General features: G+C 72.3%; 21 protein-coding genes. 14 read left to right on the top strand and 7 right to left on the bottom strand.

Going from position 1 to position 23,185, the window contains the following annotated elements; translation table 11 throughout:
* Positions 1-458: 458 nt before the first annotated feature.
* Positions 459-1,019 (bottom strand): CGNR zinc finger domain-containing protein, encoded by a 561-nt coding sequence (locus QK440_RS06270; RefSeq protein WP_282791962.1) that lies wholly within the window; start codon positions 1,017-1,019, stop codon positions 459-461.
* Between the two features lie 130 nt (positions 1,020-1,149).
* Here QK440_RS06270 and QK440_RS06265 point away from each other — a divergent pair, with 130 nt between their 5' ends.
* Entirely contained in the window at positions 1,150-1,791 is a 642-nt protein-coding gene (locus QK440_RS06265) for a LysE family translocator (RefSeq protein ID WP_282791961.1), read from the top strand.
* A 117-nt stretch (positions 1,792-1,908) separates the two neighbouring features.
* Here QK440_RS06265 and QK440_RS06260 read toward each other — a convergent pair whose 3' ends face one another.
* Positions 1,909-2,811 carry a serine hydrolase gene (locus tag QK440_RS06260; RefSeq protein ID WP_282791960.1) on the bottom strand — a complete coding sequence of 301 codons (903 nt, stop codon included), beginning with the start codon at positions 2,809-2,811 and terminating at the stop codon, positions 1,909-1,911.
* A gap of 190 nt (positions 2,812-3,001) precedes the next feature.
* Entirely contained in the window at positions 3,002-4,000 is a 999-nt protein-coding gene (locus QK440_RS06255; protein WP_282791959.1) for a LysR family transcriptional regulator, read from the bottom strand.
* Between the two features lie 166 nt (positions 4,001-4,166).
* Here QK440_RS06255 and bla point away from each other — a divergent pair, with 166 nt between their 5' ends.
* Complete coding sequence (bla, locus tag QK440_RS06250; protein ID WP_282791958.1) at positions 4,167-5,120, top strand: class A beta-lactamase; 954 nt, start codon at positions 4,167-4,169, stop codon at positions 5,118-5,120.
* Positions 5,121-5,171: 51 nt separating this feature from the next.
* Here the strand turns inward: bla and QK440_RS06245 are convergent, their stop codons facing one another.
* The gene (locus QK440_RS06245; RefSeq protein WP_282791957.1) at positions 5,172-6,053 is read right to left on the bottom strand and encodes a fructosamine kinase family protein; all 882 of its coding nucleotides are present in this window, start codon (positions 6,051-6,053) and stop codon (positions 5,172-5,174) included.
* A gap of 265 nt (positions 6,054-6,318) precedes the next feature.
* Positions 6,319-6,546: a hypothetical protein gene (locus QK440_RS06240; protein WP_282791956.1), complete on the bottom strand. Its 228-nt coding sequence runs from the start codon at positions 6,544-6,546 to the stop codon at positions 6,319-6,321.
* 267 nt (positions 6,547-6,813) lie between these two features.
* Here QK440_RS06240 and QK440_RS06235 point away from each other — a divergent pair, with 267 nt between their 5' ends.
* Both QK440_RS06235 and QK440_RS06230 read left to right on the top strand, forming a co-directional pair.
* Positions 6,814-7,509, top strand: coding sequence for a response regulator transcription factor (locus QK440_RS06235; protein ID WP_282791955.1), 696 nt, complete (start codon positions 6,814-6,816; stop codon positions 7,507-7,509).
* On the top strand, positions 7,502-8,683 hold the full coding sequence (locus QK440_RS06230) for a HAMP domain-containing sensor histidine kinase (protein ID WP_282791954.1): 1,182 nt from the start codon (positions 7,502-7,504) through the stop codon (positions 8,681-8,683). The genes QK440_RS06235 and QK440_RS06230 overlap by 8 nt, the downstream gene beginning before the upstream one ends.
* Here the strand turns inward: QK440_RS06230 and QK440_RS06225 are convergent.
* Together QK440_RS06225 and murF are read right to left on the bottom strand one after the other, a co-directional pair.
* A complete protein-coding gene (locus QK440_RS06225; RefSeq protein ID WP_282791953.1) occupies positions 8,662-9,783 on the bottom strand; it encodes a peptidoglycan bridge formation glycyltransferase FemA/FemB family protein in 1,122 nt (373 codons plus the stop codon). The two genes, QK440_RS06230 and QK440_RS06225, sit on opposite strands and share 22 nt — an antisense overlap.
* Before the next feature lie 8 nt (positions 9,784-9,791).
* The gene (gene murF / locus QK440_RS06220) at positions 9,792-11,174 is read right to left on the bottom strand and encodes a UDP-N-acetylmuramoyl-tripeptide--D-alanyl-D-alanine ligase (protein ID WP_282791952.1); all 1,383 of its coding nucleotides are present in this window, start codon (positions 11,172-11,174) and stop codon (positions 9,792-9,794) included.
* Between the two features lie 487 nt (positions 11,175-11,661).
* Here murF and QK440_RS06215 point away from each other — a divergent pair, with 487 nt between their 5' ends.
* From QK440_RS06215 to QK440_RS06170, 10 genes are all read left to right on the top strand, one after another.
* Entirely contained in the window at positions 11,662-12,660 is a 999-nt protein-coding gene (locus tag QK440_RS06215; RefSeq protein WP_282792027.1) for a D-isomer specific 2-hydroxyacid dehydrogenase family protein, read from the top strand.
* Complete coding sequence (vanA, locus tag QK440_RS06210) at positions 12,642-13,742, top strand: D-alanine--(R)-lactate ligase (RefSeq protein ID WP_282791951.1); 1,101 nt, start codon at positions 12,642-12,644, stop codon at positions 13,740-13,742. The genes QK440_RS06215 and vanA overlap by 19 nt, the downstream gene beginning before the upstream one ends.
* On the top strand, positions 13,739-14,347 hold the full coding sequence (vanX, locus tag QK440_RS06205; protein WP_282791950.1) for a D-Ala-D-Ala dipeptidase VanX: 609 nt from the start codon (positions 13,739-13,741) through the stop codon (positions 14,345-14,347). Before vanA ends, vanX begins: the two co-directional genes overlap by 4 nt.
* Positions 14,348-14,423: 76 nt before the next feature.
* Positions 14,424-15,008 (top strand): hypothetical protein, encoded by a 585-nt coding sequence (locus QK440_RS06200; protein WP_282791949.1) that lies wholly within the window; start codon positions 14,424-14,426, stop codon positions 15,006-15,008.
* 282 nt (positions 15,009-15,290) lie between these two features.
* Positions 15,291-15,509, top strand: coding sequence for a hypothetical protein (locus tag QK440_RS06195; RefSeq protein ID WP_282791948.1), 219 nt, complete (start codon positions 15,291-15,293; stop codon positions 15,507-15,509).
* A 196-nt stretch (positions 15,510-15,705) separates the two neighbouring features.
* The gene (locus QK440_RS06190) at positions 15,706-17,184 is read left to right on the top strand and encodes an MFS transporter (protein ID WP_282791947.1); all 1,479 of its coding nucleotides are present in this window, start codon (positions 15,706-15,708) and stop codon (positions 17,182-17,184) included.
* 258 nt (positions 17,185-17,442) lie between these two features.
* Entirely contained in the window at positions 17,443-18,912 is a 1,470-nt protein-coding gene (locus QK440_RS06185; protein WP_282791946.1) for a glycosyltransferase family 39 protein, read from the top strand.
* A gap of 210 nt (positions 18,913-19,122) precedes the next feature.
* Complete coding sequence (locus QK440_RS06180) at positions 19,123-19,974, top strand: 2,3-dihydro-2,3-dihydroxybenzoate dehydrogenase (protein WP_282791945.1); 852 nt, start codon at positions 19,123-19,125, stop codon at positions 19,972-19,974.
* Between the two features lie 166 nt (positions 19,975-20,140).
* A complete protein-coding gene (gene dhbC / locus QK440_RS06175; protein ID WP_282791944.1) occupies positions 20,141-21,394 on the top strand; it encodes an isochorismate synthase DhbC in 1,254 nt (417 codons plus the stop codon).
* Between the two features lie 77 nt (positions 21,395-21,471).
* On the top strand, positions 21,472-23,115 hold the full coding sequence (locus QK440_RS06170; RefSeq protein WP_282792026.1) for a (2,3-dihydroxybenzoyl)adenylate synthase: 1,644 nt from the start codon (positions 21,472-21,474) through the stop codon (positions 23,113-23,115).
* The last annotated feature ends 70 nt before the right edge of the window (positions 23,116-23,185 follow it).

The following is a 23,185-nucleotide window of genomic DNA, read 5'->3' as shown; positions in this document are numbered from 1 at the left end:
GATGTCGTGGCCGGAGACCGCGTGCACGGCCGCAGGACGACGGTCGGGCGCCCGAGTGGAGTGGTGGCGTGGCCCAGCAGGCCGGCCAGCAGGTCGCTGGGCACGGACCTCGGTACCCCCCTTAGGTCGCCGATGGGCAGGTTTCGGGCGGGGTTATGGCAGAGGGCGCGTTGCCGTTTCAGGGAGCGGAACAGGCCGCGCAGGACGATGGCGAGCTGTCGGCGGGCGTGGCCGGACAAGCCGTTCACCGTGTCTTCGACTTGCTGCGTGGAGCACATCGGGATCCAGCTGTAGGCCAGTCCCGGCACATACGCCACGCCTCGTCCCCGGCTACCCGAGCGCACCGGCGTTGGGGCTACCGGGGACGCAGTGGCTGCGCGTTCCTGCGAGGAGCAGGTGTGCTCAGGTGAGCGACCCAGTGCGGGCACGATTCGAGCCCCGGAAGATGGAGAACAAGCTCAGCCGGTGGCCGCCTTGCGGCTGCGGTAGGCCGCGACGCGGGTCCGGTTCTGGCAGGTCACCGAGCAGAACCGGCGCCGGCCGCCGGGTGACTGGTCGACGTAGACGTCGGCGCAGTTCCCGGCGGTGCAGACGCCGATGCGGGCGAAGCCGTGGGCGGCGAGGTACTGACGTAGAGCGATCGCGGCTGTCGCCAGCAGGGCGTGATCGGCGTCGTCGACACTCCATGCGGTCCGCAGCGCGCCGCCGTCCCCGGTCATCATGACGGGGCGGACGCCGCTGTCCGCCAGCAGACGCGTCAGGTGCCGTGCGCACGTCTCGGCGTCCTGGGCGGAGAAGACCGGGTGCAGGCGGTCCGCGGCGTGGGCGAGCGCCTCCGGGGTCAGCCCGGCGCTCACCCGCGCGGGCAGGCCGAGGTGTGGCGCGATGTCGGAGACGGGCCGGTGCGGAGCGTCCCCCCGGCCGTCTCCCTCGCGTGGCAGTGTGCCCCAGCCGTTGACGAGGTCCGTCAGTGCCTGAAGGGGGATTTCCGTGAAGGTGACCGCCGTACGTTCCGCCATACGTTCCAGCGTAACGCGTTGCCGACCTTTTACGCGTTGCTTCGGCCATGTCGGGCAGGTAACGTGATGAAAAGATTTTACGCGTTACCGAGCTGTTGAGCGTCACCTCATCCAGGCGCGGGAGGATGTCATGCTGGACCTCACACTGCTGCCGGCCTATCTGGCGGCGGTCGCGATCATCACCGTCGCCCCAGGGCCCGACGCCGCGTACATCATGGCCGTGGCACTGGAACGGGGCCCGCGGGCCGGTCTGGTCTCCGCCACGGGCATGGCGCTGGGCATGGTCGTGCACGTGACGGCCGCCGCGCTCGGCCTGGCCGTGCTGCTGCGCTCGACGCCCGCCGCGCTGGTGGGGGTGGAACTGGTCGGCGGCCTCTACCTGGGATGGCTCGCGGTGTCCACGATCCGCTCGGCCAGGAAGCCGCCGACGGAGGCTCCCGAGGCACCGCCCGAGCGTCAGGTCATGCGCCAGGCAGCCCTCACCAATCTGCTGAACCCGAAGACCGTGCTGTTCTTCGCCGCGTTCCTGCCGCGGTTCACCAGCCCCGGACACGGCCCGATGTGGCTTCAGCTGCTGGCGCTCGGCCTGATCTTCCTGGTGATGGGCTTCGTCTGGGACAGTGCGATCGGCCTGTGCGCCGGCCGGCTGGGCCAGGGGCTGGTGCGGGGCCACCGCACGGCCGCGACCGTGAACGTCGTCGCCGGAGTCACCTTCGCCACGCTGGCGGCATTCCTGCTGCAGCACGCGCTGACCGCGGCCATAGCGGCCTGAGCCTGACTAGACCACTCCAGGAAGAGCTCGACCGGGAGAACCCGACTGGGCAGCGGTGAGGTGATGAAGCGCCTGGGCCGTTCGCCCGGTGCGCCCCGGCTCGGCGGCCGCCGCTGCCTACCACTGCCGGAGATGGTCCCGCAGGCTGCGGGCGACGTGCGCCATGAGGGCGTCGGCGCCGGGCTGGTTTCCGGCTGGGACCAGGGACTCGGTGAGGGCCGCGACGGCGAATGTCTGGCCGTCGGCGTGCTCGACGACACCGACCTCGTGCCGCAGGTTGAGCAGGGTGCCGGTCTTGGAGGACCAGGTCGTCGCGTCGGAGCTGAAGTCCGGGGTGAGCCGGTGCCGGATCAGGTTGTTGGCCATGAGCTCACGGACGCGCGCGGCCACGTCGGGGTGGATCGCCGAGGGCGTCCACAGGGCCTGCAGCAGGTCGACGTAGGCGCGGGCGCTGCCGGTGTTGGCGCGGGTGGTGTCGAGCTGGGGCAGCCGGTGCCCGCGGCCGCTGGTGCCCGCGTCGATGGCGAGGGCGTGGGCGAGGTGGACCTGCGCGGCCGGGAAGCGCTCCGACGGGGTGTCGATCAGCTCGCGCATGTCGTGGCGGACGGTGAAACCGCGCAGGCCGAGGTCGTCGAGGAGAGCGGCGACCCGGGCGGGCGGGGTCAGTTCGAACAGCGCGTCGGCGGCCGCCCCGTCGCTTATGGACGTGCTCAGGTAGAGCAGGTCGTCGAGCGCGATGCGGGCGGGGTGGCGGAAGCGGCTCACCCCGGTGGGACCGGGCGTGGTGACCCGGCCGGGCCGCACGTCCAGCGGCGTGCCCCCGTCGAGTTCGCCGCGCCGGACGCGCTCCGCCGTCGCCACCGCGAGCAGGATCTTGACCAGGGACGCGGCGGGCAACTGGGTGTCCGGCTCGATGCCGAGTTCGTCGCCCGTGTGCAGGTCCCGTACGAGAAAGCAGCCGTGCAGGCCGCCGTCGCGCAGTTCCTGCCGCAGGTCGCGCAGGAGCGCCTCGGTGTTCACGTGGTGGTTCCTCGGGTGGTCGGGGGCTTGTCGTTGTGCACTGTGTTCATGCGGTTCGTGTGGTTCACGCGGTGCACGCCGTTCACAGGGTTCATGTGGCTCACATGGCCCACGTGACTCGTGCGACTCACACGGTCCACGTGGCTCGTGTGGCTCACGTTGTCGACGTGGTCCACGTGGCTCGTGTGGCTCACGTGCCGGCTTCCCCGGTGCGGGGGAGTCCGGCACCGTTCCGGTGGCGGGGTAGCCGTGTCCCCGCCGGGCCGGTGTCCGCCGTGTCCGCCCTGTCCGCCCTGTCCGCCGCGCCCGCCGTGTCCGCCGTGTCCGCCCCCAGGCAGCGGGCGAGGGCGTCGCCGAGGCGTGCCCGGAGGTGCTGGGGGTTGCCGTCCGCGGCGGCGGTCAGGGCGAACCCGCGGCTGAGGGCCACCTCGCCGATGGGGCGCCAGCTCAGGCCCAGTTCGTCGGCCTGCGCGGGGGAGCACAGGAGCAGGTCGCGGGAGCTGAGGGCCTCCGCGGCGGCCGTCGTCAGGTCGTCCGCGGCGACGAGCTGCGCGGGCCGCAGGCCGAGCGCGTCCCGCAGCCGTGTCAGGGGGTCGCGGATGTGCGGTACGTCGTCCTCCGGCTGGATCCACACGCGGCGGGCCGGGCCGGTGGCACCGCGCCGCAGCCGCAGCGTCTCCAGGTAGACGCGGTTCACGCCGGGGTCCCGGGCCGCGGCGAGGCCGAGCGGCACCGACCACGTCGCCTCGTCCGCGGGCACGGCGAGGAGCGCGGCGCGGACCTGCTGGGCGTGGATGAGCTCCAGGCGGCGCGGCGGGGCCGCGACCCGCAGGTCGAGCGTGACGCCGTGGCCGCGCGCCTCGGCCACCAGGCGGGCCAGCGCGGCGGTGGAGCAGGTGCCGGGCACCGCGAGCCGCCACGGCTTGCGCTTGGCGGCCTCCGCCTCGTGCAGCAGTACGTCGGCGGCCTGGACGAGTCGGCGGGCCGTCGGCAGCATGTCCCGGCCGAACGGGGTGAGGACCGCCCGCCGCGAGGTCCGCTCGAACAGCGGCTCGCCGAGGTGCTCCTCCAGCGCGGCGACACGGCGGCTGGCCACCGACTGGGACATCCGGGCGGCGGCCGCCCCGACGGTGAAGCCACCCCGCTCGCTGACGCTGACGAAGGCCCGGCACGCTCCCACGAGATCCACACCCGCACTCTATGCGAGTTCGGCATGGAACCGCGCGAAAGCGTATTGGACCGCATGACGCCGGGCGGCCAGGGTGGTGCCGGTACTGATCACCACCCGTCGGGACGGGGCCGTGCCGCTCCGTCCCCCGTGCCCCGCGTCCCGGGGCGCCTTGGAGGTTCTGACCATGCGGTACACCCGTGCCCGGCGCGCTGCTCTGGCCGCCCTCACCACGCTCGTCCTGGTCCCGCTCGTGGCCTGCGGCGACAACGACGCCCCCAAGTCCTCCGCCGCGGCCGTCACGACCACGGTCCAGGAGGCGGCCGACACGACGGGCAAGCCGTCGGTGGACGCGGCGGCGTACGGCCGCGCGTTCAAGAAGCTGGAGCGCGAGTACGACGCGACGCTCGGGGTCTACGCCCTCGACACCGGCACCGGTCGCGAGGTGGCCTACCGCGACAACCGGCGCTTCGCGTACAACTCCACGTTCAAGGCCCTGGCCGCCGGAGCCGTGCTGCGCAAGTACACCCTGGCGGGGATGGACAAGGTGGTGAAGTACTCCAAGGAGGACCTGGTCGCCAACTCCCCCGTGACGGAGAAGCACGTCGACACCGGGATGACCCTGCGCGAGCTGTGCGACGCCGCTGTGCGTTACAGCGACAACACCGCGGCCAACCTCCTGTTCGAGGCCCTCGGCGGGCCCAAGGGCCTGGACGCCGCCCTGGAGAAGCTGGGCGACCGCGTGACCCGCGTGGAGCGGATCGAGCCCTACCTCAGCCGGTGGGTCCCGGGGGAGAAGCGGGACACGAGCACGCCGCGGGCGCTCGCGAAGGACCTGCGGGCGTACGTCCTCGGGGACGTCCTCGCCGAGCCGGAGCGCGAGCAGCTCGCGACGTGGCTGCGGACGAACACCACCGGTGACAAGGTCATCAGGGCCGGGGTGCCCAAGAACTGGGTGGTGGGCGACAAGACCGGCACCGGCAGCTACTACGGCGCCCGCAACGACATCGCCGTCGTCTGGCGGCCGAACGCCGCCCCGCTCGTCATGGCGATCCTGTCGCACCGCGCCGACAAGGACGCCACCCCCGACGACACGCTGATCGCCCGGGCCGCGTCCGTGGTCGCCGAGACGCTTCCGTAGCAGCGGGGGCCGGGGGTGCGGAGGCTTCGGGCGCGGGGGCTTCGTGTCGCCTCACCCCGCCAGCGCGGCCCGTGCCGCCGCCAGGGCCTGCTCGGCGTACCCCCGGCCGAAGAGCACGGCGTGCACCAGCAGCGGGAAGAGCTGGTGCAGGGGGACGCGGTCCCGCCAGCCGTCCGCCAGGGGTGCCTCCCGCCGGTAGCCGTCGAGGACGTGCTCCAGGTGGGGGCAGCCGAAGAGCTGGAGCATCGCGAGGTCGGTCTCCCGGTGGCCGCCCTGGGCGGCCGGGTCGATGAGCCAGGCGTGCCCGTCGGCGTCCCACAGGACGTTGCCGTTCCACAGGTCCCCGTGCAGCCGGGCGGGCGGTTCGGCCGGGCCCGCAAGCTCGGGCAGCCGCGCGCAGACGCGCTCGACCGTGGCGGCCTCGGCGTGCCGCACCGTCCCGTCGTCGACCGCGCGGCGCAGATAGGGCAGCACCCGGTGCTCGGCGTACCAGCTCGGCCAGTCGTCGCCGGGGACGTTGCGCAGCGGGGCCGAGCCGATGAACGCGTCCTCGGGGCCGTCCGGCGGCGGGGCGCCGAACGCGGGGGCGCCGCAGGCGTGCAGCGCGGCCAGGTCCCGGCCGAACCGGGCGGCCGCCCCGGCGCTCGCCCGGCCGGACGGCACCCGGTCGGTCACCAGCCACGGCCCCTCGCGGCCGCGCACGGCGGGCACGCGCACCGTCCCCGTGGCGGCGAGCCAGCGCAGCCCGGCCGCCTCGGCGCGCGCCGCCCCCGGCGTGTCGGCGCGCTTGACCACGACCACCGACCCGTCGTCGAGCACGACCTCGCCGAGCGCCCCGGACAGCGGGCGCTCGGCTCTCGCCCGGTGGCCGGTGAGACGGCTCGCCACGGCACGCGCGCCGATGCCCCCGCCGGCCGCGGGCCGGGCGGTCACGCGGCACCCCCGGGCCCGTGCCCCCGGGCGGGCGGAGCGGACGTACGTACGGCGAGGGCGGTCAGCACGGGGTGCGCGTCCTTCCTGGAGGTCCTGGAGGTCCCAGGGGCCCCGGGGGTCCTGGAGGCCCCGAAGGTCTCGGAGTCCTGGAGGTCCTGGCGGTGTCGGCGGCCCCGGCGGGGGAGCTGGTGGCCGCGTCACCTCGTCCAGTCTGGCGCCCCGACCGCGACCCGTGCCACGGTCCGCCCGCGCCGTCGGCCGCCCGTCACGGGCACGCGCTCTCCCGCGCCAGCTCCTTGAGCGCCATCCGCGCCGCCGGGGTGCCCGCCGACGTCTGCCAGTAGGGGTGCGAGGCGATCAGACGGGACAGCCGAAGCAGCTGTCGGCGGTGCGCGGCGCCGGCACCCGGCGCCGCGGTGGCGAGCTGCCTGTAGGTGACGTACCAAGCGGTCTGGGCCTCCAGGAGGTCCGTGGGGAAGGTGTTGCCGTTCATGACCTCGATTAGATCGCATGTTCGAATTACGGGGCAACGTCGGGGTGGCGTCGGCTGTCGGCGCGGACGGTGTCCAAGGCCCGGCCGCGGGACGCAACGGGAAGCGGCGGCACGGCGAGCACCACCGGGAGCACGGCGAAACAGCCGGTCACGGGGGTGCCGAGGCGGGACGGCCCGGTCATGCCTCCGGTCAAGGAGGTGTGATGTCGTCGGCCCTGTCCCCTTCTCGATACGTCGACGATATGCACCGGCTCTTAGCATCGGACCATGCGTGTCTTAGTCGTCGAGGACGAGCCCTACATGGCAGAGGCCATCCGCGATGGGCTGCGCCTGGAAGCGATCGCGGCCGACATCGCCGGTGACGGTGACACGGCCCTGGAGCTGCTGAGCACCAACGCTTACGACATCGCCGTACTCGACCGGGACATCCCCGGGCCCACCGGTGACGAGGTCGCCGCACACATCGTCGCCTCCGGCGGCGGCATGCCGATCCTCATGCTGACCGCCGCCGACCGGCTCGACGACAAGGCCAGCGGGTTCGAACTCGGTGCCGACGACTACCTCACCAAACCCTTCGACATGCGAGAACTCGTGCTGCGGCTCAGAGCACTCGACCGCAGGCGCGCCCACAGCAGGCCACCTGTGCGAGAGGTCGCGGGCTTACGCGTGGACCCGTTCCGTCGCGAGGTCTACCGCGAGGGCCGCTACATCGCGCTCACCAGGAAGCAGTTCGCCGTGCTCGAAGTCCTCGTCGCCGCCGAAGGCGGTGTCGTCAGCGCGGAGCAGTTGCTGGAGCGAGCGTGGGACGAGAACACGGACCCGTTCACCAACGCCGTGCGCATCACGGTCTCGGCCCTGCGCAAACGCCTCGGCGAGCCCCGGCTGATCGCCACCGTGGCCGGGGTCGGCTACCGCATCGACACGGGATCGGACGCGGACGACCGGAGCGCGGAGCGTGGATAGGCGTCAGGGGCTGAGCGTCCGCCTCAAACTCACCCTCAGCTACGCCGGGTTCCTCGTGATAGCGGGTACCTTGCTGCTCGCCGCCGTGTGGGTGTTCCTTCTGCGAGGACGGTCGAACAGCCTGGCCATCCCCGATCGGGCCGACTTCTTGCTCGTCTTCGCCCCCGGCAGTTTCGGCCCGGTCGTCTTCGTCCCGGCGGGAATCCTGGTGCTCGCGTTCCTGCTGGTGTTCGGTCTCGTGGGCGGGTGGCTCCTGGCCGGCCGGATGCTCGCCCCGCTGATACGCATCACCGACGCCACCCGCAGAGTGGCGAACGGGCCGCTCTCGTACCGGATCCGCCTGCCGGGCCGCCGGGACGAGTTCCGCGAACTGGCCGACTCCTTCGACACCATGCTCGCGCAGCTCGAAGCCCACGTCGCCGAACAGCAGCGTTTCGCGGCCAACGCCTCGCACGAACTGCGCACACCGCTGGCGGTCACGCAGGCGCTCCTCGACGTGGCCCGCAACGATCCGCACCACGACACCCGCGAGCTCGTCGAGCGCCTCCGCGTGGTCAACACCCGGGCCATCGACCTCACCGAGGCACTGCTCCTGCTCAGCCGCGCCAACCAGCGGTCGTTCACGAGGACACGCGTCGACCTGTCCCTCCTGGCGGAAGAGGCCACGGAAACGCTCCTCCCCCTGGCCGAAAAGCACGGCGTCACCATCGAAACCTCCGGCGACCTGAGCACCACCACAGGCTCGCAGGCGCTCCTGCTGCAGATGACCATGAACCTGCTGCACAACGCGATCGGCCACAACCTGCCGGAGCAGGGCATCGTATGGGTGCGTACCGGCGTCCGCGCCGACATGGTGGTGCTCACTGTCGAGAACACCGGCGAGAAGCTCACCTCGGAGCTGGTCCCGACGCTCACCGAGCCGTTCCAGCGCGGTACTGAACGCGTACACACCGGCCATGCGGGTTTCGGACTCGGCCTGGCCATCGTCAAGAGCATCACCCGAGCACACGACGGAACCCTCACCCTCGCCCCCCGCCCCGCCGGCGGGCTCCGCGTCACGGTGCACCTGCCCGCCGCGCCGGCGCCCGCACGTACCGATGGCGATCAGGTCCGGCACACACCGGGCGCGGGTTCCGCCACCGGCGGGCTGCCTCAGCCTCGGCGGGACATGTAGACGTCGAACGCCTTGTACAGCAGGCGGTTCAGCGGCAGATCCCATTCGCCGAGGTACTCCACGGCTTCGCCGCCGGTGCCGACCTTGAACTGGATCAGGCCCAGGTGCGGGTCGTTCCCGTCCACGGTGTCGGTGATGCCGCGCAGGTCGTAGACCGCACACCCGGCAGCCAGGGCGTCGGTGATCATCCTCCACTGCACGGCGTTCGACCCGCGTACGTCCCGTTTGGCCGTGGCGGAGGCGCCGTAGCTGTACCAGGCGTGCTCTTTGACCCGGATCCAAATGGTGGCGGCGACGAGGTCGCCTTCGTGGTGGGCGAGGTAGAGCCGGATCCGGTCCTTGTCCTCGGCCAGCAGCGCCTCGAACATGACCGGGAAGTAGCCGAACGGCCGCGGAATGAAGTGATCACGCCCCGCGGTCTCGACGTAGACTCGGTAGAAGTCGGGCAGGTCCTCGACACCACCCTGGGTCACGACGACGCCCGCTTTGGCGGCCTTCTTGATGTTGCGCCGCCAGAGCTGGTTCATCCCCTTGAGGAGCTGGTCCTCGTTCTTGCCGGCCAACGGGACCTGGAAGACCCAGCGCGGCTGCCCGGCGGCGAAGCCCTCCTCCCCGTCCTTCGGCGGGCGCCAGCCCAGACGTCGGAGCCGGCGGCTCGCCCGGGTGGCGACGTCGTTGACCGTGTCCGGCGGCACGTCGCTGAGCCTGGTCATCCCCGGGTCGGCGATCGCGGCCTTGATCGTCGCGGCACTCCAGGTGCGGGTCGCCGTCGTCGGCCCGACGCGTATGGCGAAGGCGCCGGAGCGCTTCAGATGGTGCACCAACGGGTCGAGCCAGCCGGCCAGGTCGTCCGAGGCCCAGTCGATGACCGGTCCTCCGGGGAGGTACGCCAGCGACATCTTGATCCCGGGCAGCCGCCGGTACAGCACCAGGCCCGCGCCGACCAGTCGACCGAGGTCGTCGAACCAGCCCAGGGACTCCGACCCCCACTCGCTCTTCACCGCCGCCCAGGCCGGGGTCTGCAGGAAACTCACCGCGGGGCGGGCCGCGTTGAAAGCGGCGTGCTCGCTCGCCGTGATGGTCCGTACCCGAAAAGCCACAGCCGCTCCTACCTGTCGTCCATCGGTCGATCCACCAGTACGTCGTGGGGTCCCGACGTGAGCGCGGCGGCGACCTCGTCGAGGCGTGCCCCGCGGGAGGCCTTGACGAGCACCACATCGCCGGCGGTGAGCCGACCGCGCAGCCACTCGACGGCCGCCGCGTTGTCGGCCACCGCCACCGCCCGCTCTCCGGCGCCGTCGGCGAGCGGCCGGGTGCCGACCGCGACCACCACGTCGGCCCGGAGAGCGGCGTACTCCCCGATGGCACGGTGCTGGGCCTCGCTGCCGTCGCCGAGTTCGAGCATCTCGCCGAGGACGGCGACGCGGCGCCTGCCCTCGACGGCGGCCAGCGCGTCCAGGGCGGCACGGGTCGAGTCGGGGTCGGCGTTGTAGGAGTCGTCGAGCAGCGTCGCGCCGCCGGCGAGGTCACGCGGCTCCAGGCGCCACTTCGACAGCGAGACCGCGGGCAGCGCCGCCGCGGCCGTATCGAGGGGGACTCCGGCCGCCAGCCCCGCCGCCGCGGCGGCCGACGCGTTGAGCGCCTGGTGCGCGCCCACGAGCGGCAGCGTGACCGGGACCCGGGCGGCGGCGGCCCGCAGGGTGAAGGCCGGGCGGGCGGACCGGTCAAGGACCACGTCGAGTACGCGTACGTCGGCGTGTTCCGCCCGGCCGAAGGTCAGCACCGCGCGGTCGGTGAGCGCGCGCATCGCGGCAACCCGGGGGTCGTCGGCGCTCAGGACCGCGGTGCCGCCGGGCGCCAGGCCCTGCACCAGCTCACCCTTGGCCCGGGCGATCGCCTCACGCGACCCGAGATGGCTGAGGTGGGCCTGGCCGACGTTGAGGACGACACCGATGTCGGGTGCGACCAGGCTGGTGAGTCGGGTGATGTCGCCGATGCGGCGGACTCCCATCTCGAGGACGAGGAACCGGGTGGCCGCGTCGGAGCGCAGCATGGTGAGCGGCACGCCGAGCTCGTTGTTGAGCGAGCCGGTCGTGGCGATTGTCGGCGCGGTGCTCGACAGGACGGCCGCCAGCAGGTCCTTGGTACTGGTCTTGCCGCGGGATCCGGTCACCCCGACGACGGTCAGCCCGTCGCGCAGCCGTGCCACGACGTGGGCGGCGAGCGCCTGCAACGCGGCCTCGGCGTCCTCGACGACGACGGTCGGCAGCACCGTGGGCCGGGAGCCGAGCACGGCCACCGCGCCGGCCCGGCCGGCCTGGACGGCGTAGTCGTGGCCGTCGACGTGCTCGCCGACGAAGGCGACGAAGAGGCCGCCCGGCTCGGCCTGTCGGCTGTCGAGCACGGCCGGCGCGGTCACCGTCACGGTGCCGTCGCCCTCGACCGTCCCGCCGACGACTGCGGCGATCTCACCGAGGCTGAGCGGGATCACGCCTGGACCGCGCAAGGACCGGCGGGACACGGCACCGACCGGCCGGCCGCTGTGACGGCGATCGGGGGCGGGCCGGTGAGGCCATGGAGGGCAGAGGCTGCTTCGCGGGAACTCATGGCGTCCAGTCAAGAGCGCGCGGTGTTGCCGGCACGTATGCGCATTCCGATATGCCGACGACAGGTCGCCGGTCAACTCCGCACGAAACATGGTTGGTTGGTCCCGCCGTGCTGCCTTCGCCCGTGGGGTCGCCCGGACGACCGGACAGGGCGAGCACCGGACCGGGCTCGCAGCGGTCGGCACCCTATGTCGTCGGCGTATCAGAAAACGCATACGCGCCGGCAACAGTGCGCTCTCTTCACTGGACGGCATGAGTTCCAGCGGACCAACACGAGCGGCGGCGTGCCCCACCCGAGCGCCGGCACCGTCCTCACGGGCTGTCCCGACAACAGGGGTCACGGTCTATGGGTGCGAGCGGGACGAGGCCCGGCTGTTCCGAGAATTGGCACCTCGTTTCGGGGTGGTGCCCACCCTGACGAAGGCGGCGGTATCCGAAGCCACTATCGACCTGGCGGTCGGGAACCGATGCATCAGCGTCGGCCACAAGGCACACGTCACCCGGGCCACGCTCCTCGCACTGAGCCGCGCCGGTGTGAAGTACCTCTCCACGCGTAGCGTCGGATGCGACCACATAGACGTGCGGTTCGCGAACAGCGTCGGTATCTCCGTCGGGAACGTGACGTATTCCCCCGACAGCGTGGCGGACTACACGTTGATGTTGATGCTGATGGCGGTGCGCCACGCGAAGGCCACCATTCGTCGTGTCGATGCTCACGACTACCGGCTGAGTGAGCGACGTGGCAAGGAACTGCGCGACCTGACCGTCGGAGTGGTCGGCACGGGGCGCATCGGCACAGCGGTCATCGACCGGCTGCGAGGCTTCGGCTGCCGCGTACTGGCCTACGACAACCGCCCCAAGGCCTCCGTCGGGCACACGCCGACGGCCCCCGTCGGGCACACGCCGACGGCTGCCGTCGGGCACGCGCCGACGGCCTCCGTCGAGTACGTGCCGATCGACGCGTTGTTCCGGCACAGCGACGTGGTCACGCTCCACATCCCGCTCACCGCGGAAACCCGCCATCTCGTCGATCGCCGGCGTATCGAGCAGATGACACACGGCGCGTTCATCGTCAACACCGGACGCGGACCCCTCATTGACACCGAGGCCCTTCTTCCCGCGTTGGAGAGCGGCAGGTTGGGCGGCGCGGCGTTGGACGTCCTCGACGGCGAGGAAGGGATCTTCTACACCGACTGCCGGAACAAGCCCATCGAGAACCGCTCGCTGCTGCGACTGCACGAGCTGCCGAACGTGGTCATCAGTCCACACGTGGCCTATTACACCGACCACGCGCTGAGTGACACCGTCAGGAACAGTCTCATCAACTGCCTCGACTTTGAAAGTGGTAAAACGTGGACAGCGACAGGTTGAAGATAGGCATCGTCTTCGGGGGCTCTTCCGAAGAGCATCACGTCTCCGTCAAGTCCGCCCGAGAGGTCGCGAAGAACCTCGACACCGATACCTATGAACCGTACTGGATCGGCATTACGCAGTCCGGTACCTGGCAGCTCTGCGACTTCCCCGGCGCCGACGAGGAGAGCGGTGGCGCTCGTCCGGTCATGCTGTCACCCGACCGAAGCGTTCACGGACTGCTCGTCCTGGAAGAGGGGCGGTTCGAAGTGATCCGTCTGGACCTCGTGCTGCCCGTCCTGCACGGCACACTCGGTGAAGACGGGGCGATCCAGGGCCTGTTGGAGCTGTCCGGCGTTCCCTATGTCGGCTGTGATGTGCAGAGCTCCGCCCTATGCATGGACAAATCCCTGACCTACACCGTCGCCAGGAGCGCGGGCATCGCCACGCCGCGATTCTGGGTGGTCACGGAGAACGGGAAGGTCGACGCCGAGCGGCTTCCTTATCCTGTCTTCGTGAAGCCGGCCCGGTCGGGCTCATCCTTCGGCGTCAGCAAAGTCGCCGGAGAAGAGGAGTTGCCGAGCGCACTGGATGCCGCGCGGCAGTACGACTCGAAGGTCCTGATCGAAGAGGCCGTCGCCGGGAGCGAGGTCGGCTGCGCGATCCTGGGGGACCCCTTCACCCCGATCGCCGGCGAGGTGGACCGCGTGGCTCTCTCGGACGGTTTCTTCAGGATCCACCAGGAGGAGTCACCGGAGACCGGTTCGGAGAACTCGACGTTCATCGTTCCCGCCGACATCTCCGAAGAATCGCGTCGGCTCGTCCAGGAGAGCGCCAAGACCGTCTACCGCACCCTGGGCTGCCAGGGACTTGCCCGGGTGGACATGTTCCTCACACCGGACGGCCAGGTGGTGCTCAACGAAGTCAACACCTTGCCCGGCATGACCTCGTACAGCCGATATCCCCGGATGATGGCCGCCGCGGGACTGCCGCTCTCCGACGTGATCGACCGGCTCGTGTCCATGGCGCTGCACCGCGAAAGGACACTGGACCGGAAAAGGACACCGGACCGGAAAGGGACACCGCACCGGGACGAGCGGTGAACGGCGACTTCGTGTACCTGGACGAGGTGGTGCCCGGCATTCGTTGGGACGCCAAGTACGCCACCGGCGACAACTTCACCGGGAAGCCGGTGGACGGCTATCTGACCAACCGGATAGTCGGCACCAGAGCTTTGTGCGCGGCCCTGGGGCGAGCGCAGGAAAAGGCCGAGTTCCTCGGCTTCGGCCTGCTGGTGTGGGACGGATACCGCCCGCAACGCGCCGTCGAGTGCTTCCTGCGCTGGTCGGAACAGCCGGAGGACGGCCGGACAAAGCAGCGCCACTACCCCGGCATCGACAGATCCGAACTCTTCGACAAGGGGTACGTGGCCGCGCGGTCGGACCACAGCCGCGGCAGTGCCGTCGACCTGACGCTCTGCACCCTCGCCACCGGAGAAGCTGTCCGCATGGGCGGCTACCACGACCTCATGGACCCGGTCTCACATCACGGAGCAAGAGGAACAACCCCCGCCGAAGCGAGAAACCGCGAACTCCTGTGCTCCATCATGGAAAGCTGTGGATTTGCTCGCTATGCCTACGAGTGGTGGCACTACACGCTGAGAAGCGAGCCTTATGCAGATGTCTACTTCGACTTCCCTGTCACTTGAGGGGGCCCTCCCTCATGAGGGAACCCTCCCTTACGTCTCACAGTGGGGAAGCCTGGACCGGAACGACGAGGTCGTCATGCGGCGTGCCGCGGCATCGCGTCTCGACGTCTTCCTGAGACGCACCGATCCCTCGCACCTGCACGACTGGGCCTCCGACGGGTACCACTCGGCCGAGGAGTACCTGTTCTGGTCGCGCAAAGTCTGCGGCTTGGCATGCTTGCAGTCTCTGCTCCACGGCTGGACGGACGTTCGGCTGCCGATGCGTGACCTCCTTGCGCTGGCCCTCGACCGGGGCTGCTACGTGGTGGAACCCCAGGGCAAGGTCAGAGGGCTGATCTACAGGCCGTTCATGGCTTGGGTCAGCTCACAGTTCGGGTTCCCATGCCAACTGGTCGAGAACACACCGATTCAGGCGTCCGCCCGAGCGGTGCGCTCCGGACGCGTCCTGATCGCTTCGGTGTCTCCTGAGATCCGTGACCCCAAAACCTCCGAACCGCGCCGGGGAGGGCACCTTGTGCTGGTGCACGCGGTCCAGGGCGGGCAGGTGCGGTTCCACGACCCGTCGGGCTACTCCCACAACGCGGACTCCGCATCGCTGCCCATGCACGTGTTCGAGCGGTTCCATGCGGGACGCGGCATCCTGGTCGGTGCGACACCGTGAGACGAGGCGCACCGGCACCGCGCGTTCTTGTCGCCGACGGCCACTCGGTCGGGCGCACCGAGCGCACCAGGAGTGATCGGCCCACGGCCCGCACCCCGGACGGTCGGCCAGCCGTCGGCGCCACGCGTCCCTCGTCTGGCCCCTCCGTACGTGCGGTGTCCCCGGGCGGTCCTGACGATGAGGCCAGTCAAGGCCAGTCAAGGCCTGTCAAGGTCAGTCGAGGGCCATGAGGCCGGGCGAGGTGAGCCGGACCCGGCCGGGGCCAGTCAGGAAGGTGTCGTCATGCGCCGTCTCAGCGCCTCGCTGCTGGGGGCCGCCGCACTCGCCGGTGTGCTTGCCGTTCCCGCCCACGCCGCCGCCGCGCCCGCCGCGGCCGGAGCCGTCCCCGCCGCGGCCGCCGCCCCGTGCTGCACGCTGCCCTCCATCAAGATCCCGGAGATCAAGCTGCCGGAGATCAAACTCCCGGACATTCCCAAAGCGGGCCTGCCGGGCGGTCGCTGACCCGCCGCCCCGGCACGGCGCGCGGCCCCGGCGCGGCGCATGACCCTCCGCCGGCCGTCGTCCGCCGTGCGTCCCGCGGGCGGTCCCGCGGACGTGTGTGCCGATACGCACAGGGAAAGCGGTGGTACGCGACGGACGGGCGCGGCCGGTGGCGCCGGGGCGTGGGCCCCCGGCCGCGCGGGTGAAGGAGGCGGGGATGGCGACAGAAGACCGGGCGGGTGCGCGGACCGGCACGGTGACGACGTCCGTACCGGCGCGGCTGGACCGGCTCCCGTGGTCGCGCTGGCACTGGACGGTCGTGATCGGGCTCGGCACCGTGTGGATCCTCGACGGCCTGGAGGTCACGGTCGTCGGCAGCATCGCGAGCCGCCTGTCCGAGGAGGGCAGCGGCCTGCCCGTCAGCGCCGCGCAGGTGACGGGCATCGCCGCGGCCCTGTACGTGGCGGGCGCCTGCACGGGCGCGCTGTTCTTCGGCTGGCTCACCGACCGCTACGGCCGCAAGAAGCTCTTCCTGATCACCCTCGCCGTCTACCTCGCGGCGACCGCGCTGACCGCTGTCTCCTTCTCCAGCTGGTGGTTCTTCGCCTTCCGCTTCCTGACGGGCTTCGGCATCGGAGGCGAGTACGCGGCCATCAACTCGGCCGTCGACGAGCTGATCCCGTCCCGCTACCGGGGCCGCGTCGACCTCGTCATCAACGGCAGCTTCTGGCTGGGCGCGGTGGGCGGCGCCCTGCTCTCGGTGCTCGCGCTCGACACCGACGTCTTCGCGGCGAACGTCGGCTGGCGGCTGACCTTCGCCCTCGGCGTGGTCCTCGGCCTGGTCATCCTGCTGGTGCGCCGCAACGTGCCGGAGAGCCCGCGCTGGCTGTTCCTGCACGGACGCAGCGAGGAGGCGGAGACGCTCGTCGCGGACGTGGAGAGGCAGATCGCGGCGGAGAAGGGCGGCCCGCTTTCCGAGCCCGAGGGAGAGATCACCGTCCACACGCGCAAGAGCATCGGCTTCGGCGTCATCGCCCGGACGGTCCTGTCGACCTACCGCAAGCGCGCGGTCCTGAGCTTCTCGCTCTTCATCGGCCAGGCCTTCCTCTACAACGCGATCACGTTCGGCTTCGGCACCATCCTCACCACGTTCTACGACGTGCCGAGCGGGTCGACGGGCTACTACTTCGCGGTGATGGCGGCCGGCAACTTCGTCGGGCCGCTCGTCCTCGGCCGCCTCTTCGACACGCTCGGCCGCCGCGTCATGATCTCCGGTACGTATCTGGCCTCCGGGGTGCTGCTGTTCGTCACCGCCTGGCTGTTCGACGGCGGGCACCTCACCGCCAAGACCCTGACCGCCTGCTGGTGCGTGGTCCTCTTCTTCGCGTCGACCGGCGCGAGTTCGGCGTACCTGACGGTGAGTGAGATCTTCCCGATGGAGACCCGCGCGATGGCCATCGCGTTCTTCTACGCCATCGGTACGGCGGCCGGCGGCATCAGCGGCCCGCTGGTCTTCGCGAAGCTGACCGAGTCCGGCGTCGTCGCCGACACGGTGCTCGCCTTCCAGGTCGGCGCCGCTTTGATGACGCTGGCCGGACTGGTGGCGGCCGCCCTCGCCGTACGCGCCGAGCGCCGCTCCCTGGAGGACATCGCGGCACCGCTGTCGTCCGCGGCGCCTTCGGGCTCGCGGGCCTGAGACCGAGAGCGGCACAGCTCCGTGCCGATTCACCCGCCCGGTACCCGAGGACTACGCCCGGGGCCGGAACCGGACCCGCGGTAGTCCTTGCGACGGATCTTCCGAGGTCATCATCGCAGGTGACGACCTTGATCACCGAGCTGCCTACGGTGTGAGAGGCGAGGGAGCGCCCGGCGACGCCGGGCGCTCCCTCACGCCTTCCTCCCTCACACCCCACACGCCTCGCGCGCGTGCCTCATGCAGCTCCGGAGATCCGTCGTGCCCAAGAACGCCCTCGGCCCCGCAGGACCGGCGGTGCTGGCCCTCGTCCTCGGTCTGTGGGGCATCACCCGCGAGGACAGCATGTGGCGCGACGAGGCCGCGACCTGGATGGCCGCCGACCGTACCCTCACCGGCCTCCGGCGCCTGCTGGACCACGCCGACGTCGTCCACGGCTGCTACTACCTGCTGATGCACGGCCTGTTCGAGCTCTTCGGGCCCGGGCTCGGCACCCTGCGGCTGCCGTCCGTGCTGGCGACGGCCTGCGCCGCCGCCGCGACCGCCGCGACCGGCCGCAGGCTGGCCGGGCCCTGGGCGGGGCTCCTGGCCGGTACGGCGTTCGTCCTCCTGCCCAGCACCCAGCGCTACGCGCAGGAAGGGCGCTCGTACGCCCTGGTGGTGGCCGCGGTGGCGGTGGCCACGTGGCTGCTGGTGACCCTCGCGGAGGGGCGCCCGGGAGCGCGCGTGGCCACCTGGCGCTGGGCGGCCTACGCCGGGACCATGCTGGTGGCGGCCCTGCTGAACTGGTTCTCCCTGCTGGCGCTCCTGGCGCACGCCGGGACGGTCCTGAGGGCCCGGCGGCACGGCGCGGGCCACCTCACGCGCCACTGGCCGGTGGCCGCCGCCGTCGTCGTGACCGGGGCGCTGCCGCTCGTCCTGGCGAGCCGCGCGCAGGCGCGACAGGTGGCCTGGATACCCGCGCTCACCTGGACGACGGCGCTGACGCCGCTGGGCCTTCTGGGCGCGGGCCTGCTGTGCGGCCTGCTGGTGCGGCGGTGGCCGGGAACCCCCTCCCGGGCGGCGAAACCGGCGGCCCCGGTGGTGTCGGTGGTCTCGGCCGCGCTGCCGCTGCTGGCCGTCCCCGTGCTCGCCCTGCTGGCGGCCTCGCTGGTCAAGCCGCTCTACCTCGACCGGTACATCCTCTACGCCAATGTCGGGCTCGGGCTGCTCCTGGGGGCCGCGCTCGGGGTGCTCGTCCGCTCCTGGCGTCCGTTCACGGCGCTCGTCCTGGTCGCCTCCGCCGCGCTGCTGCCCCTCCAGCTCGGCCTGCGTACGCCGCAGAGCCGCGTCGACGACGTCCTGGCCTCCGCCGACGCGGTGGCCCGGCTGTCCCGGCCCGGGGACGGGGTGCTCTTCATCCCCTCCCTGCGCCGCGACACCGCGGAGGTCTCCCCGCGGCTCTTCGCGGAACTCGACGACGTGGCCCTGGTCCGGAGCCCGGCCGACTCCGGGACGCTCCGGGGTGTGGAGGCCGCCCCCGCGCGCATACGGAAGGCCATGCTGGCCGAACGCCGCATCCTGGTGGTCGGGGACCCCGAGGACCACCCCGGCGGGTCGCGCGACGCCACCAAGCGGCGCGTCCTCGCCGCCTTCTTCGTACGGTGCGCGGACGCGGAGACGCGGGGCCGCCGTGTGCAGGTGTACGAGCGCGGAACGAACTGCTCCGGCGCCCCGGCGGGCCGTCCCTGAGGGGAGAGGCCCGCCATGCCCTGCGCCGTCCGGAGCGCCCCGAACTGGCCCCCGGGAGACGGGCCTTCAGGCTGGAGGAACCCGTGCCCCCGTATACCGCGCACCGGTGAACTGAGGTTAGGCTAACCAAAGTCTGATCATGGCCCGGTGTCGATCGAGCCGTGCCTGTGTATTAGGTTAGCCTTACCTAATCAACGCCGGGGGTTGCTCATGCCTGACCACATACCCAGTGCCCGCTCCGCACTCGCTCGAAGAACAGCCCTGGTCACCGGGGCGGGGCAGGGCATCGGGGCGGCCGTCGCCGAGGCGCTGGCCGCCGAGGGCGCCCACGTGGTGGCCACCGACAGGACCGCCGAGGGCGTCACGAAGCTCGCCGCCGAGTGGGCCGCACGGCACGACCGGCAAGGCCGACAGGACCGGTCGGACCGGCAGGGGTCCGGGGCGGAGGGGGCCATCACCGCCCGCGTCATGGACGTCACCGACGCGGCGTCCGTCGAGGCCGTCGTGGCGGACACCGAGGACACCCACGGCCCGCTCGACATCCTGGTCAACGTGGCCGGGATCCTGCGCACCGGACCGGCCGCCGGACTCACCGACGCCGACTGGGCGGACACGTTCGCCGTGAACACCAGCGGCGTCTTCCACACCTCCCGCGCCGTCACGCCCCGCATGGCCGCGCGGGGGAGCGGCAGCGTCGTCACCGTCGGCTCCAACGCCGCCGGGGTGCCCCGCACCGGCATGGCCGCCTACGCCGCCTCCAAGGCCGCGGCCGCCATGTACACCAAGTGCCTCGGCCTCGAACTCGCCCGCAGCGGTGTGCGCTGCAACGTCGTCGCCCCCGGCTCGACCGACACCGCCATGCAACGCGCCCTGTGGACCGACGACGAGGCGCCCCGGCGGGTCATCGACGGCGACCCCGCCACGTACCGCACCGGTATCCCGCTCGGCCGCATCGCGGCGCCCCGGGACATCGCGGAGGCGGTGCTCTTCCTCGTCTCCGACCGGGCCCGCCACATCACCATGCAGGAGCTCTACGTCGACGGCGGCGCCACCCTCCGCTGAAGGCCACCGCCCCGCCGGCCGCGCGGCCGCACCCCCGCACGACCCGTACCGCACAGCACACCCCCGCGTCCTCACCCCGCATCCGCACCCGCACGCCCACCCGCGCCCGTGCCGCGTGCGCCGCCCCGGCGCACGCCGACGGAGCCCGGGAGAAACGGAGTTCCCCGTGTCGACGGCACCCCGTGTCGCCACACCCGCCCCGGCCCCGGCCGGCCCCGCCGCGGCGGTCGCCCCGGACCACGCCGGCGTGGCGTCCGCCCCGGCCCACCCTGCCGTCGGCGCCGCCACCGCGCTCCTCGGCGCCTACACCCCGGGCGCCCGCTTCCTCGGCACCCCCACGCGTACGCTGCTCGGACAGGGCGTCCACAGCGAAGTACCGCACGACGAGCGGCCGTTGACGGCGCGCGTCGCGCAGACCCTGGCCACGGCCCGGGCGGCGGGTGTCGAGGCGCCGGTCGTCATCGGCGCCGTGCCCTTCGACCAGTCGGCCCCGGCGGCGCTCGCCGTGCCCGCCGCGGTGCGCAGCACGCCGCCGCTGGCCGCGGACCCCCTCGTCGCCCTGCCCGCCGAGCCGCCCGCCGCCGCCCGGTGGCGCATCCGCCAGGTGCCCGCCCCCGAGCGCTACGGGGAGGCCGTCGCCGGCGCCGTCGACCGCATGTGGCGCGGCGAGTTCAGCAAGGTCGTCCTCGCCCGCACCCTCGAACTCGACAGCGACGCGCCCCTGGACGTGCCGGCCATGCTCCAGCGCCTCGCCCGCCGCGACCCCGGCGGCTACACCTTCGCCCTGCCCACGGGCCCCGGGTGTACCCTCCTCGGCGCCAGCCCCGAACTCCTGGTGTCCCGCCGCGGACGGCACGTCGTCGCCAACCCGCTCGCGGGCTCCGTCCCGCGCAGCGACGACCTGGCCGAGGACGTGCGCCGCGCGGCGGCCCTGCTGCAGTCCGCCAAGGACCTGCACGAGCACGCCGTCGTCGTCGACGCCGTGCACCAGGCGCTCGCCCCGCACTGCACGGACATGACCGTGCCGGCCACGCCCACCCTGATCCGCACGGCCGCCATGTGGCACCTGTCCACGACGGTCACCGGCACCCTCACCGACCCGCTCACCTCCGCGCTCGAACTCGCCTGCGCGCTGCACCCCACCCCGGCCGTGTGCGGCACCCCGACCGCCACCGCCCGCGAGGTCATCCGCGAGAGCGAGCCCTTCGACCGCGGCTTCTTCACCGGCATGGTCGGCTGGGGCGACGCCACCGGCGACGGCGAATGGGTCGTCACCATCCGCTGCGCCGAGGCGGAGCGGACCTCTCTGCGCCTGTACGCCGGCGCCGGGGTCGTGGCCGCGTCCGAGCCCGAGGCGGAGATCGCCGAGACCGCCGCGAAGTTCCGTACGTTCCTCACCGCCGTGGGAGCCGAGCTGTGACCGCCGAGAAGCCCCTGCCGGCCCCGGCCGACGCCCCACCGCACGCGACGGCGGCCGACGCCCGGCCTCGCGGGGCGGTGGCCGACCCGGCCGCGCTCGCCCCCACCTGGCCCGCGGAGTTCGCCGAGCGCTACCGCGCCGCGGGCTGGTGGCGCGGCGAGACCTTCGGGGGGATGCTGCGCGAGCGGGCCGCCGCCCACCCCGACCGGGTCGCCGTCGTCGACCCCGCCACCGACCGCCGCTGGACGTACGGGGAACTCGACGCGCGCGCCGACCGCCTGGCCGCCGGGATGCTCGCCCGCGGCATCGCGCCGGGCGAGCGCGTGGTCGTGCAACTCCCCAACATCGCCGAGTTCTTCGAGGTGGTCTTCGCGCTCTTCCGCATCGGCGCGCTGCCGGTGTTCGCGCTGCCCGCGCACCGCGAGACGGAGATCGCCTACTTCTGCCGCTTCACCGAGGCCGCCGCCTACGTCGTCGCCGCCGAACACGGGGGCTACGACTACCGCGCCCTGGCCGCGCACGTGCGCGCCGAGGTGCCGACGCTGCGGCACGTGTGGGTCGCCCAGGGGGACCCCGGGGAGTTCGAGGCCCTGGCCGACGTGGCCGCCCCGGCTGCCGCGCGCCCGGACGTACCCGGGCCCGCCCCGCACGACCTGGCCTTCCTCCAGTTGTCCGGCGGCAGCACCGGCGTCCCCAAGCTCATCCCGCGCACCCACGACGACTACCTCTACTCCCTGCGCGGCTCCAACGAGATCTGCGGCGTCGACGAGCACAGCGTCTACCTGTGCGTGCTCCCGGCCGCGCACAACTTCCCGCTGTCGTCCCCCGGCACCCTCGGCGCCCTGTACGCCGGCGCCCGGGTCGTACTCTGCCCGCAGCCCGGCCCGGACACCGCCTTCCCGCTCATCGAGCGCGAGGGCGTGACCCTCACCGGCCTCGTGCCGCCCCTTGCCCTGCTGTGGACCCGGGCCGCGGAGACCACCTCCCACGACCTGAGCAGCCTCGACGTCCTGCTCGTCGGCGGCGCCAAGTTCAGCGAGGAGGCCGCCCGCCGGGTCCGCCCCGCCCTCGGCTGCACGCTCCAGCAGGTCTTCGGCATGGCCGAGGGCCTGGTCAACTACACCCGCCTGGACGACCCGGAGGAGACCGTCGTCACCACGCAGGGCAGGCCCATCTCCCCGGACGACGAGATCCGCGTCGTCGACGACGCGGACAACGACCTGCCGCCCGGCGCCACCGGCCACCTGCTGACCCGCGGCCCGTACACCATCCGCGGCTACTGGAACGCGCCCGAGCACAACGCGCGCTCCTTCACCGCGGACGGCTTCTACCGCACCGGCGACATCGTCCGCCTCACCGACACCGGCCACCTCGTCGTGGAGGGCCGCGCCAAGGACCAGATCAACCGGGGCGGTGAGAAGATCGCCGCCGAGGAGGTCGAGAACCACCTCCTCGCCCACCCCGCCGTCCACGACGCCAACGTCGTCGGCGAACCCGACCCCTACCTCGGCGAACGCACCTGCGCGTACGTGATCCTGCGGCCCGGCGCGGAGCCGCCGACGGCCCTCGCGGTCAAGCGGTTCGTCCGCGCACGGGGCCTTGCCGCGTACAAGGTGCCCGACCGCGTCGAGTTCGTGGACGCCTTCCCGCAGACCGGGGTGGGCAAGATCTCGAAGAAGGACCTGCGCGCCGCCGCGGCCCGGCAGCCGGGGAGCCCCTGACCGCTCGGCCCTGGCCGCTTGGCCCCGGCCCGGCGGCCGCGCGACCCCGGACGGCCCCGGCCCGCCCCCG

The organism is Streptomyces sp. CC224B (genome assembly GCF_030010595.1).
Lineage (GTDB): Bacteria > Actinomycetota > Actinomycetes > Streptomycetales > Streptomycetaceae > Streptomyces > Streptomyces longispororuber.
This window is presented reverse-complemented; position numbering and strand designations above follow the sequence as displayed.